The sequence below is a fragment of the Kitasatospora sp. NBC_01300 genome, assembly GCF_041435235.1.
Taxonomy (GTDB): domain Bacteria; phylum Actinomycetota; class Actinomycetes; order Streptomycetales; family Streptomycetaceae; genus Kitasatospora.
Map to the genome: position 1 here is coordinate 5,940,461 of NZ_CP108408.1, position 12,201 is coordinate 5,952,661.

The following is a 12,201-nucleotide window of genomic DNA, read 5'->3' on the forward strand; positions in this document are numbered from 1 at the left end:
CCCCGCGATCGAAAGAGCCCCCGGTGTCCCCATCCGAGAACCCGACGCCCGACAACGCGGCGAGCGCGCACACCTTCCAGGTGGACCTGCGCGGCCTGGTGGACCTGCTCTCCCACCACCTCTACTCCAGCCCGCGGGTGTACCTGCGCGAGCTGCTGCAGAACGCGGTGGACGCGATCTCCGCCCGCCGCGCCCTCGACCCGCAGGCGCCGGCCCGGATCGTCGTGCGCGCCGACGACGAGCTGAGCGTCACCGACACCGGCGTCGGCCTGACCGAGGCGGACGTCCACACCTTCCTCGCCACCATCGGCCGCAGTTCGAAGCGCGACGCCGACGGCCGGCTGGACGGCGCCGGGCTGGCCCAGGCCCGCGGCGACTTCATCGGCCAGTTCGGCATCGGCCTGCTGGCCTGCTTCGTGGTCGCCGACGAGATCACCGTGGTGACCCGCTCCGCCGCCACGCCGGACGCGCCGGTGATCGAGTGGCGCGGCGGCTCCGACGGCCGCTACACGATCCGCACCCTGCCCGCCGCGGCCAAGCCGGAGCCGGGCACCACCGTGACGCTGGTCCCGCGCGCCGACGCCGCCGAGTGGACGCGGTCGGGCCGTGTCCTCGCGCTGGCCCGGGACTTCGGCAGCCTGCTGCGCCACGACGTCACGGTGGTGGACGCGAACGGCACCGAGCACCGGGTGAACCGCACCCCGCCGTGGGCCGAGCGGCACGGCTCGCCGCTGGCCCGCCGCGACGCGCTGACCGAGTACTGCCGCGCCGCCTTCGACTTCACCCCGCTCGACACCATCGACCTGGACCTGCCGCTGGTCGGCCTGCGCGGCGTCGCCTACGTGCTGCCGGACGCGGCCCCGCCGTCCCGCCGTTCGGGCCACCGGGTGCACCTCAAGGGCATGCTGCTGTCCGACCAGGCCGCCGAACTGCTGCCGGACTGGGCGTTCTTCGTCCGCTGCGTGGTGGACACCGACGGCCTGCGCCCGACCGCCTCCCGCGAGGGCCTGTACGCGGACGAGACGCTGGCCGCCGTCCGCGACGCGCTGGGCGTCCGGATCCGCGACTGGCTGACCGGCCTGTCCGCGAGCGATCCGGCGCTGCTGCACCGCTTCCTGTCCGTGCACCACCTGGCCGTCAAGGAACTCGCCCGTTACGACGACGAGTTGCTGCGGATGATGCTGCCGTGGCTGCCGTTCGAGACCACCGACGGCAACGTCACCCTGGACGAGTTCACCCGCAGCCACCCGGTGGTGCTGGTGACCCGCACCGTCGAGGAGTTCCGCCAGGTCGCCCCGATCGCCGGCGCCGCCGGCCTCGGCGTGGTCAACGGCGGCTACACCTACGACCGCGACCTGGTGCACCGGCTGCCCGAGATCCGCCCCGGCGTCTCGGTCTCCGACCTCGACCCGGGCACCGTCACCGCGCACCTGGACACCGTCGACCCGGCCGCCGAGCTCGCCGCGAACGCCTTCCTCGCCGTCGCCCGCGAGGTGGTCGGCCGCTTCGACTGCGACGTCGCCCTGCGCAGCTTCCACCCGACCAACGCGCCCGCGCTGCTGCTGGACAACCGGGAGGCCCGGCACGAGCGCAGCCGCGCCCAGCTCGCCGAGGAGGCCGACGGCCTGTGGGCGGACATCCTGGGCTCGCTGCGCGCCGAGGCGCCCCGCGCCCAGCTGGTGCTCAACCACCTCAACCCGCTGGTGCGCCGCGCCGCGACGGTCACCGACCGCGAGCTGGCCGTCACCGCCGTCGAGGCGCTGTACGGGCAGGCCGTGCTGATGACCCGCCGCCCGCTCAAGGCCAGCGAGAGCGCCCTGCTCAACCGCTCCTTCATCAGCCTGCTCGACCACGCCATGCTCGGCCACGAGTCGGCCGGCCCGGACCGCACCGACCCGAAGGAGGCCTGATGCTGGACACCCCCGATGCGGTGATGGCCGCGCTGCGCGAGAACGACGCCCGCCCGTACGGCCGCCAGCGGACCGTCGCGGCCGAGGAACTCGTCGACGCCGCTGAGCAGTTCGACGACACCGGGGCGCGCTCGATGGCCCTGCTGGAGCTGATGGAGGCGTACGAGTACGACGGCGAGCGCAGCAAGAGCCCGGTCGTCTTCGCCCGCCTCCTCAAGCTGTGGGACGCCGACCCGGACGGCTTCGGCGAGTGGGCCCGCCAGCAGGTGTTCTGGCGCTTCAAGTGGGTGGCCGGCGCGCTCCTGGGCAACCCGGACGTGCCGCTGCCGGCCCTGCGGCGCTGGCACACCGAACTGCGCGACCGCTACCGGGCGGCCGGCTTCGACCTCCAGCCCTACTACGCCCAGCGCTACCACCTGGCCGCGCAGACCGGCAGCGGCCGCCAGGACGCCTACGAGCTGTGGACGGCCCGCCCGCGCTCCGAACTGAGCGACTGCCACGCCTGCGAGACCCGGGCGCGCGCCGAGCACTTCGTGGACGCCGGCGACGACGCCCGGGCGCTGGACGTCCTGCAGCCGGTCCTCGACGGCCGGAGCAACTGCGAGCAGGAGCCCGCCCTCAGCCAGGCCGCCGCCCTGCTCCCGCTGCTGCGCCGGGGCCGGCTGGACGAGGCCCGCTCCAGCCACCTGACCGGCTACCGCGCCGCGCGCGGCAAGGCCTCGATGGCGCACGCCGTCGGCCGGCACGTCGAGTTCTGCGCGCTGTCCGGCAACGAGCCGCGCGGCCTGGAACTGCTCGCCGAGAACCGCGACCTGTTCGCGGTGGCCGGCGAGCCGTCCGCGCTGCTGTCCTTCCTCACCGGCGTCGAGGTGCTGCTCGCCGTCCTGGCCCGGGGCGGCCACGGCGGGCTCGCCGTCAGCGGCCCGCCCGGCACCTCCTGGACGGCGGACACCCTGCTCGCCCACGTGCGCGCCGAGGCCGACGCGCTCGCCGCCCGCTTCGACGCCCGCAACGGCACCGACGCGGTCGGCGCCGACCGGTGCGCCCGGCTGGCCCGCGAGCCGCTGCTGGCCGAGCCGCTGGCCCTCGGCGTGCGCGCCGCCGCCGCGCCCGAGCTGGCCGCCGCCCCGGCCCTCGCGCCCGCACCGCGCCGGGCCGTCGAGCCGGAGCCGGAGGACTTCACCGCCCTGGTGGTCCGGGCCCGCGAGCTGGAGCTCGTCGGCCACCCGGACGCCGACCGGCTCTGGCGGCGGATCGCCGAACGCGCCGCCGCCGACGGCTTCGCCCACCCCGAGGGCACCGCGGTCGGCAGCCCCGAGCGGCTGCGCGCCGAACTCGCCGAGCAGCGGGCCCACCAGGCGCTGGAGCGGGACGAGCACGCCGCCGGCCGGGCCGGGCTGCTGGCCGCCGCCGAGCTGTTCGAGCAGGCCGGGCTGCCCGGCCAGGCCCTGATGGTCCGGGCCCGTGCGCTGATCGTGGAACTCGGCGACGTCGAGGGCGCGGTGGCCGACTGGTCGGCGCTGGACGAGGCGCTGCGCCGGGCCGAGGAGCTGCGGGCCGCCGGCGCGATGGCCGACGACGACCACCTGATCGTGTGGCAGGTCCGGGCCTACGCCGCGCACCACGACCTGGTCGAGGCGCTGCCCGAGCCGCCCGCCGAGGCCGTCGAGCGCTTCGAGGCGGCGGCCGGCGGCTACCACCGCACCGCCGTGGAGCTGGGCTCCACCCGTCGCGCCGCCACCTCCCGCCAGTACCTGGCCGACGCGGCCGCCCGGCAGGGCCGGCTGGCCGAGGCCGGCGCCGAACTGCGCGAGGTGCTCGTCGAGTTGGACGCGGCCGAACTGCCCTGGCACACCCCGCGGGTGCTCGGCCTGCTGGGCCAGGTGCTGCTGCAGGGCGGCGAGTCCGCCGAGGCCGTCGAGGTGTTCCACCGGGCGCTCGCCGAGGCCGCCCGCTGGGGCGACGACTCCTACCCGTACGCGCCCACCTACCTGATGCTCGGCCACGCGGCCATGGGGGCCGACGACCGCGGCGGCGCGGTCCGGGCGCTCACCGAGGCGGCCGCGCGCTTCGACCGCAAGGGCCGGGAGGGGGCCGAGGACGCCGCCCGGGCCCGCCTCCAGCTGGCCGACGTGCTGCGCGCCGCCGACCGTACGGCCGACGCCGTCGCGGTGCTGGAGTCGGTGCTGCTGGACGCCGCCGCGTCGGAGCTGGACGTACGGATGCTCGCGCAGGCCCGGCTGGACCTCGCCCGGGGCCTCACCGAACTGGACGAGCACCGGGACGCCGCCGAGGAGTACCTGCGGCTGGCCGACGTCGTCGCCGGCTGGGAGGAGCAGGACACCCACACCATGGTCGCCTGCGAGGCCGCGCTGGCGCTGGCCCGGGCGGACCGCTGGGAGGCCGCGAAGGCCGCCCTCGACCGCGCCCTCGCGGCCCACGCCCAGGCTCCCCAGGTCGACCAACTGGCCGCGACGCTGCGCGAGTTCGCCCGGCTGACGATGCACGCCGAGGGTCCGGAGGGGCTGGCGTCGGCGCTGGCCCGGCTGGCCGAGGCGGACGCCGTCGGGGAGCACGCCGGGCAGGCCTGCCAGGAGCACAACCCCTGGTACCTGCGCGGCGGTTCGCACTACGAGCGGGCGCGCTGCCTGGCCATGGCCGAGCGCCACGAGGAGGCGCTGGCCGAGGTCGAGCGGGCGATCGCGGTCTACGAGGGCGGCGACGAGCGGGCCGGAACGTCCCGGGCCGAGGCCGTCCGGCTGGCCGCGCTGATCGAGGGCGCCGACCTCGGCCGCACCGGGGCGGCCGTCGCCCGGCTGACCGCGGGCATCGCCCGCTGCGAGGCCGCCGGGCTCCCGGAGGCGGCGCGGGTGCTGGCCGACCTGCGGGAGCGGTTCACGGCCGCGAACTGACCACGGCCGCGAACTGACCACGGCCGCGAACTGACCTGCCAGGGGCCCGGGGTGCGCAGATCCCCGGGCCCCTGGCGTCAGCCCGTCAGCCCGCCAGCCTGTCGGCCCGTGTCAGCAGGGGCCGTCGTCGCCCCAGACGCCCCACTGGCCGCTGGCGCTCGGCACCTCGTTCAGCGTCCACCACTTGGCGTGGTACTTGTGGCCGCCGTACGAGACCTTGCTGCCGCTGGTGTACGTGGTGCTCGCGCTCCACGCCGGGTCGGTGCAGGCCCCGGGGGTGGTCGGGGGAGTCGTCGGCGGCGTGGTGGGCGGGGTCGTCGGAGGCGTGGTCGGCGGGGTGGTGGGGGGCGTCGCCCCGGCGAACTTCACGGTGTACTTGGTGAAGTCCCAGTCGTTCTGCGCCACGCTGGAGCAGGAGCCGGACAGCCCCGGGTCCACCGGGCCCGTGCACTGCCGGTCCCGGTTGACCGACCAGTAGGTGTACCGGGCCAGGTTGTGCGCGGTGGCGAAGTCCAGCACGGCCTGGAAGTCCGCCTGCCGGAAGTACTCGGCGGCGTCGGTGCGGCCGTTCATCATCGACACGCCCTCGTGGGCGTAGGCCGTCGCCTCGGACCAGCCGAAGGTGGTCTGGAGGATCTGGTTGAACTTCACCAGCGCGTCGGTCTGCGCGGCCGCGCCGTTGAACCCGCCGTCGAACGGCATGATCGAGTAGTTGTTCGGCGTGAAGCCCTGCGACTTGGCCTCGTTCAGCATCTGCGTGCCGAACCAGCCCGTCCCCGCGTTGGTCCCGGCGGTGGTGATCGAGATGTAGAGGCCGGGGTTGTTCTGCTGGAGGATCCGGGCGGCGCCGATCTCGTTGTGGATCGCCGCGGTGTTCTCGTACTCCGGCTCCTCCAGGTCGAAGTCGATCGCCTTCAACTGGTACTTGGTGATCACCTTCTGGTACCCGGCGGCGGTCGCCTCCGGCGTGCCGCAGACCTGGCCGAGCTTGGTGCCGCCGTACCCGCCGACCGACACCGAGACGTCCCCGCCCTTGCCGCGGATCGTCTGGATGACGCCGGGCATGGTGGTGTCGGTGTCGATCGAGGAGGTGCCGCCCCAGGACGGCGTACAACTGCTGCCCTGGGCCAGGATGAACGCCAGCTGGAAGGCCTTCTGCCCGGTGGCGTCCATCACCGCCGCGGCGTCCGGCGGGCTGTTGTCCTCGGGCATCAGGTAGGGCGCCGAGGCGTACCAGTTGCTGCCGAGGCCGGTCGTGGTGTCGGCGGCGGCGGAGCCGGTGTTCGCGAGCGCGGCGACGCCGCCGGCGACCAGGCCGAGCACCCCGGCCACGGCGGCGGCGACCCGGCGCGGGCGGCGGCGCGAGGTCCGAGGGGCGGGGTGTGGGGGAAGAACGCGTTCCATCGAGGGCCTTTCCAGGCGGGACGGCAGTGGGGGAGGGGCTGCTCACGCCGGAGGTGGGGGTGGCGCGCAGACCGAACGGGCCTCCGGCAGGGGGTAGTTGCCGAAGGCTGTCACTGGTATAGACCTGTTGAGGAAGGGTGGTCAACCCCGAAATGGTCAAGCCGGGGCACGGCGCCGGCGGCGGACCGGGTGCCGAACGGACTTCCCGTCAGGCGCGCGCCGCCACGCGGACCCCGGCCCTCGTTCCCTGCCCGGCGTCACCGGCTCCCTGCGCGGCACCCACCGCCCCCTGCGCGGCATCCACCGCCCCCTGCGCGGCATCCACCGCCCCCTGCCCGGCACCCACCGCTCCGTGTGCGGCGCTACCGGCTCCCTGCGCGGCGCCCACCGCCGCCAGCAGCCCGCCGACCGCCGGCGACCACGGCCGGCTGGTCGGCCCGGTGAGCGTGAGCGTGCGGTGGACGGCCGGCCGGATCGGGACGAGCACGCAGTCGGCAGGGAGCATGGTCAGCGCCAGCGCGGGCATCACCGAGACCCCGACACCCGCGTGCACCATGCCGATGAGCGTGTTGAGGTCGCGGATGCGGTGCCGGGGGGAGAAGCGGGCGCCGGCCCGGCGGAAGGCCTCGCGGATGTGGCGTTCGCAGCCGCCCTCGGAGAGCAGGAAGTCGTCGTCCTCCAGGTCGGCGACGTGGATGGCCTCCTGCCCGGCGAGCGGGTGGTCGCGGCGCAGCAGCGCGTGCATGGAGTCGGCCCCGAGCGCGACCGCCCCGGGCGGGAGCGGCCCGGGGTCGACCAGGACGGCGGCGTCGACGGTGCCCGCCTCCAGCCAGGTGGCGAGCTCGTCGTCCTCGCCCTCGAAGACCCGGACGGTGACCTGCGGGTAGGCGGCCTTCCAGTCCCGGAGCAGCCCGGGCAGCAGCGCCTGGCAGACGGTGGTGGGCGCGGCGAGCCGCACGGTCCCGACGGGGCCGCCGGAGTGCCGGGTGGCGATGGCGCGCACGGCGGCGGCGGAGGCGACGGCGGTGCGGGCGTGCGGGAGGATCTGCTCGCCCAGGGGGGTGGGCCGGGCCGGGGTGCCGCGCAGCAGGACGGGCGCGCCGAGGGTCCGCTCCAGCGCGGCGACGGCGTGCGAGACGGCGGACTGGCTGATGCCCAGTTCGTCGGCGGCCGCGCCGAACCCGCCGGTGTCGGCGACCGCGACCAGGGCCCTCAGCTGGGCCAGGTTGACCTCCGAGGCCATGAGACTTCCTCATCCATCCGGCACTGCCACTTGTTGGACTCATGCTCTGCCAGCGGGACACCCTCTGTCCAGACGGGACCCGAGGCGGGACTCCGGGCGGGACCCGAGGCGGGACCCGAGACTGGACCCTGGACGGAACCCGACACGGAACCAACAGGACCAACGGGACGAAGATGGAGGTGGTCCGGGTGCGGCGCTGGTTGCCGGGCTTCGTGGCGCTGTCGGCGATCTGGGGCGCGAGCTTCGCTCTGATCAAGGTGGCGGTGGAGGCGGGGGTGCCGCCGCTGTGGGTGGCGCTGTGGCGCTGCGCCCTCGGGGCGGTCACGCTGTGGGCGATCCTCGTGCTGCGCCGCGAGCGCGTCCCCCGCGACCGAGCGCTCTGGGGGCACTCCGCCGTGGTCGCGGTGCTCCTCAACACCGTGCCGTTCACGCTGTTCTCGTTCGGCGAGACCCGGGTCAGCTCCGTCCTCGCCGGGGTGATGAACGCGACCACCCCGCTGTTCACCCTGCTGTTCGCCGTCCTCGTCGTCGCCGAGGAGCGCCGCCCCGGCGCCCGCCGGCTCTCCGGACTCGCCCTCGGCTTCGTCGGCGTGCTCACCGTGCTCGGGGTCTGGCGCGGCATCGGCTCCGGCGAGGCCGCCGGCGGCCTCGCCTGCCTGGCCGCCGCCTGCTGCTACGGCGCGGGCTTCACCTACCTGCGCCGCTTCCTCTCCGGCCGGCCGGAGTCGGTGGTCACCCTCTCGGCCGTCCAGATCGCCTGCGCCACCGCCGAGCTGGCCGCCATCGCGCCGTTCGCCGCGGGCGCCCCGCACTGGCCGGGGGCGCGCGCGGCCGGCGCCCTGCTGGTGCTGGGCGCGGTCGGCACCGGCCTCGCGTACCTGCTCAACCTCGGGCTGGTCCGCACGGCCGGCACCGCGGTGGCCTCCGCCGTCACCTACGTCATGCCGCTGTGGTCCACGGCCCTCGGCGCGGCCTTCCTCGCCGAGCCCGTCGGCTGGAACGCCCTGGCCGGCGGCGTCCTGGTGATCGCCGCCGTCGCCCTGACCCGCCCCCGGCCCGCACCCCGCCCGGCCGGCTCCGCCGCCTCCGCGCCCGACGCCCCGAGGCCTGGTCAGAGGGTTCGTTAGAGTGACCGGGTGAACGAGGAGGAGCAGCAGCCGACGGCCGTCTGGGCCGCGCTGCGGGCCCACCCGCTGCGCTTCCCCGTCACCCCGTGGGTGCCGCGCTGCTGGGCCTACCTGCTCGGCGGCGCGCTGCTCGGCCCGCTGCTGCTGGCCGCCCTGACGGTGCTGCTGGTGCTCGGTCTTGGCCTGTCCGTGGTCGGGGTCGGACTGCCGGTCCTCCTCGCCCTGGCCCTCGCGGGCATCCCCGTCGCCGCCCTCGAACGCCGACGGCTGCGGCTGGTCGAGCCGGTACCGCTGCCCGACCCGCACCGCCCGCTGCCCGGCGCCGGCCGCCGTGCCCGGCTGCGGACCCGCCTGCGCGAGCGCGCCACCTGGCGCGAACTGGCCCACGCCGCGCTCACCGCCACGGCCCTCGCCGCCGCCGCGCTCGGCTTCGGCGCCGCGCTGCTGTTCTCCGGCGCCCTGGTCGCCTCCCCGGTGATCGTCTGGGCGCTGGCTCCCGAGACCGTCATGATCATTCCCGGCCGGGCGGTGCCCGGGCCGCTCGCCGCCCTGCCGTTCAGCGCCGCCGGGCTCGCCGGACTCCTCCTCTGCGCCTACGCCGGGGCCCTGCTGACCGCCGCCCAGGTGGCCCTCGCCCGCCTCCTGCTCGGGCCCCGCGAGGAGGACACCGGCCGACAGGTCCTCGAACTCACCCGCTCCCGGGCCCGGCTCGCCGACGCCTTCGAAGCCGAACGCCGCCGCATCGAACGCGACCTGCACGACGGCGCCCAACAGCAGCTCGTCGCCCTCAGCATGACCCTCGGCCTCGCCGACCACGCGCTGCGCGACGGCAGCGCCGAGTCCGGCGACCGGGCCACCGCCCTGGTCGCCCGGGCCCGCGGCGAAGCCCGGCAGGCCCTGGAACAGCTGCGCGGCCTGGTCCGCGGCATCCACCCCCAGGTGCTCACCGACCACGGCCTCGCCGCCGCCGTCGCCGAGGTCGCGCTGCGCCACCCCATCCCGGTCCGGTCCGACTTCGACCTCCCCGGCCGGCTGCCCGCCCCCGTCGAGACCACCGCCTACTTCACCGTCACCGAAGCGCTCACCAACGCCGCCAAGCACAGCGGCGCCGCCACGATCACCGTCAGCGGGCGCGTCGCCGACGGCCGGCTGGTGCTCCAGGTGACCGACGACGGCCGTGGTGGGGCGGACCCGGCTGCCGGGGCCGGACTGCGCGGACTCGCCGACCGGGTGGCACTCCTGAAAGGACGGCTCATGGTGACCAGCCCGACGGGCGGCCCGACCACGCTGCGGCTGGAGGTCCCGTGCTCCGGATCGTGATCGCCGAGGACGCCGTCCTGCTGCGCGCCGGACTCGTCGAACTCCTCACCCTCGGCGGCCACCGGGTGACCGCCGCCGTCGGCGACGCCCGCGCCCTCGCCGCCGCCGTCGACACCGAACGGCCCGACGCCGTCGTCACCGACGTCCGGATGCCGCCCGACTTCTCCGACGAGGGCCTGCGCGCCGCCCTCGACCTGCGCGAACGCCACCCGGGCCTGCCCGTCCTGGTGCTCTCCCAGTACGTCGCCACCCCGTACGCGACCCGTCTGCTCGCCGCCGCCGGCGCCCAACCCGCCGGCCTCGGCTACCTCCTGAAGGACCGCGTCGGCGACGTCGCCGACTTCCTCGACGCCCTGCGCCGGGTCGTCGCCGGCGAGACCGTCATCGACCCCGACGTGGTCCGCGTCCTGCTGCGCCAGCAGTCCGCCGACCGCCCCCTCGCCCGCCTGACCCCCCGCGAACGCGAAGTCCTCGCCCTCATGGCCGAGGGCCTCAACAACCAGGCCATCGCCACCCGGCTCACCATCACCGAGGCCTCGGTGGTCAAGCACTGCGGCAACATCTTCATGAAGCTCGACCTCGACCCCACCGAAGGCAACCGCCGCGTCCTCGCCGTCCTGGCCCACCTCCGGGAGGCGTAGGGCGGGTCCGGCGACAGGCTCGGGTCCGGCGACAGGCGCGGGCCCGACAGCAGGCTCGGGTCGGACAACAGGCGTCGGCGGCTCAGCGCAGACCGAGACAGGGCAGCCAGGCCCGTGAGGCGCCGTGTCCCGCGGTGAGCAGGGCGCACAGCGGGCCGGCCGCGCCCCCGAGCAGGCCCATCCCCTCCGCGCCCAGGGCCTCCACCTCGGGCAGGCGGGCCCTCAGATGGGCGAGCAGACGGGCCTTCAGCGCGGCCGCGGCGGGCAGGCCGGCGTGGTGGGCGAAGGCGTCGGCCACGGCCAGTACGCCCGAGGCGCCGTGGCACAGGGCCAGCAGGTCGCTCGGGCGGTCGCCGAAGAGGTGGAACCGCTCGTCGTACCGTTCGGCGAGCGTGCCGAAGGCCGCTGCGGCCCAGGCGGCCGTCTCCCGGTCGCCCGTGGCGTCGGCCGCGTCCCACAGCGCCCAGGACACTCCGGGGGTGCCGTAGCACCAGGCCTGGCGGGCGCGCGCTCCGGCGGGCGGCGGGCCGTCGAGCCCGGCGCCGTCCCAGGTGCGGATGGAGCGGGCGTCGTCGAAGGACTGCCGCCTCAGCCACCCGGTCGCGCGGCGCAGGGCGGGGGTCAGGCCGGGGTGCGGTCCGAGGTGGCGTACGGCTGCGGTGAGTGCGACGACGACTCCCGCGGCGCCGTGGCCCGTGCCGGTGTTGATCCGGCCGTCGAGCCAGCCCAGGTACGGGTGGCCGGCGTACTGCCCCGTCCGCAGCCGGGGCAGCTCGTCGGCGTCGCACAGCCGGGCCAGGTGCTCGGCGTACGGGCCGAGTTGGGCCGGTGTCGGGCGGGTGCCCGTGCTCAGGGCGAGCAGGGTGCCGGAGGGGCCGACGATGAGGTCGTAGTCCGGGAAGGCGACCTGCTCGCAGCGCCAGTCGAGGGCCGGCGCGGTGCGGACCAGGTGGTCGCGGAGCCGGTCGGCGGCCCGGTGCAGGTCCGGGTGGACCAGGGCCCCCAGTCGCAGGCCCGCCAGTGTTCCGGCCAGCCCGCCGTCGTACAGCCCGCAGTGGCCCGGCCCCTGGCCGGCGGTGCGGGCCCACACCGCCACGGCGCGGGCCGCGGACCGTTCGGCCTCCGGCCCTCCGGCGGCGTGCAGCAGGGCGGCCAGGACAGGGACGCCCGGATCGGAGGGGTGCTCGGCGACCGCCGGGCTCTCGCGCGGCCGGGCGGACCAGGCGTCGAGGAGCCGGGTGGCGAGTCCGGTGACGGCGGTGGCGGGGGTGTCGGTGTTCTCGGCGTTCTCGGCGTTCTCGGCGTTCGCGGTGTGCTGCGGCACGGTGGCTCCTCGGGAACGACGGGTCGGCACTCCGCCCGGCCTGGAGGGGCCGGGCGGAGTGCCGGTGGCGGCGGCCGTCAGGGGCCGCTGTCCGGGTGGCCGTCCGAGGGCGTGCCCTCGGACGGCCTGACGGGAGATCAGCAGAACACGCCGCTACAGAGCAGCACCGTGTCGCAGATCAGGACGGTGCAGACGCCGCTGCAGCCGCCGCTGCTGGCCTCGGGGGTCGGCAGGGTGGTCTCGGTGATGCGCGCGTCCAGGTCGCCGATGAGGGCGTCGAGGTCGGTGAGCGCCGTGATGTCGGGCATGGTTGTCCTCCT

At 76.0% G+C, this 12,201-nt stretch carries 9 protein-coding genes; 5 read left to right on the plus strand and 4 right to left on the minus strand.

Translation table 11 applies throughout. From position 1 onward, the window contains the following. The first annotated feature begins 23 nt into the window (after nt 1-23). A complete protein-coding gene (locus OG556_RS26065) occupies nt 24-1,910 on the plus strand; it encodes an HSP90 family protein (protein WP_371519942.1) in 1,887 nt (628 codons plus the stop codon). After that, the gene (locus OG556_RS26070; protein WP_371519945.1) at nt 1,910-4,822 is read left to right on the plus strand and encodes a hypothetical protein; all 2,913 of its coding nucleotides are present in this window, start codon (nt 1,910-1,912) and stop codon (nt 4,820-4,822) included. Before OG556_RS26065 ends, OG556_RS26070 begins: the two co-directional genes overlap by 1 nt. A gap of 111 nt (nt 4,823-4,933) precedes the next feature. Here OG556_RS26070 and OG556_RS26075 read toward each other — a convergent pair whose 3' ends face one another. Continuing rightward, nucleotides 4,934-6,226 carry a carbohydrate-binding protein gene (locus OG556_RS26075; RefSeq protein WP_371519948.1) on the minus strand — a complete coding sequence of 431 codons (1,293 nt, stop codon included), beginning with the start codon at nt 6,224-6,226 and terminating at the stop codon, nt 4,934-4,936. A gap of 208 nt (nt 6,227-6,434) precedes the next feature. Beyond that, complete coding sequence (locus tag OG556_RS26080) at nt 6,435-7,469, minus strand: LysR family transcriptional regulator (protein WP_371519951.1); 1,035 nt, start codon at nt 7,467-7,469, stop codon at nt 6,435-6,437. 188 nt (nt 7,470-7,657) lie between these two features. On the opposite strand from OG556_RS26080, the gene OG556_RS26085 reads away from it, so the two are divergent. From OG556_RS26085 to OG556_RS26095, 3 genes are read left to right on the plus strand one after another with little or no spacing between them, the layout of a single operon-like run. Continuing rightward, nucleotides 7,658-8,596: a DMT family transporter gene (locus OG556_RS26085; RefSeq protein ID WP_371519954.1), complete on the plus strand. Its 939-nt coding sequence runs from the start codon at nt 7,658-7,660 to the stop codon at nt 8,594-8,596. A gap of 9 nt (nt 8,597-8,605) precedes the next feature. Continuing rightward, entirely contained in the window at nt 8,606-9,916 is a 1,311-nt protein-coding gene (locus OG556_RS26090; protein WP_371519957.1) for a sensor domain-containing protein, read from the plus strand. Next, a complete protein-coding gene (locus OG556_RS26095) occupies nt 9,901-10,557 on the plus strand; it encodes a LuxR C-terminal-related transcriptional regulator (RefSeq protein WP_371519959.1) in 657 nt (218 codons plus the stop codon). Before OG556_RS26090 ends, OG556_RS26095 begins: the two co-directional genes overlap by 16 nt. Nucleotides 10,558-10,639: 82 nt before the next feature. Here the strand turns inward: OG556_RS26095 and OG556_RS26100 are convergent, their stop codons facing one another. Together OG556_RS26100 and OG556_RS26105 are read right to left on the minus strand one after the other, a co-directional pair. Next, nucleotides 10,640-11,881: a lanthionine synthetase LanC family protein gene (locus OG556_RS26100; RefSeq protein WP_371519962.1), complete on the minus strand. Its 1,242-nt coding sequence runs from the start codon at nt 11,879-11,881 to the stop codon at nt 10,640-10,642. A gap of 137 nt (nt 11,882-12,018) precedes the next feature. After that, nucleotides 12,019-12,189: a hypothetical protein gene (locus OG556_RS26105; protein ID WP_363588297.1), complete on the minus strand. Its 171-nt coding sequence runs from the start codon at nt 12,187-12,189 to the stop codon at nt 12,019-12,021. Nucleotides 12,190-12,201 lie beyond the last annotated feature (12 nt).

Bases quoted from the DNA above. Each gene is read 5' to 3' on its own strand.
- OG556_RS26070 (WP_371519945.1), top strand. From the start codon at position 1,910: ATGCTGGACACCCCCGATGCGGTGATGGCCGCGCTGCGCGAGAACGAC.
- OG556_RS26075 (WP_371519948.1), bottom strand. From the start codon at position 6,226: ATGGAACGCGTTCTTCCCCCACACCCCGCCCCTCGGACCTCGCGCCGC.
- OG556_RS26080 (WP_371519951.1), bottom strand. From the start codon at position 7,469: ATGGCCTCGGAGGTCAACCTGGCCCAGCTGAGGGCCCTGGTCGCGGTC.
- OG556_RS26105 (WP_363588297.1), bottom strand. From the start codon at position 12,189: ATGCCCGACATCACGGCGCTCACCGACCTCGACGCCCTCATCGGCGAC.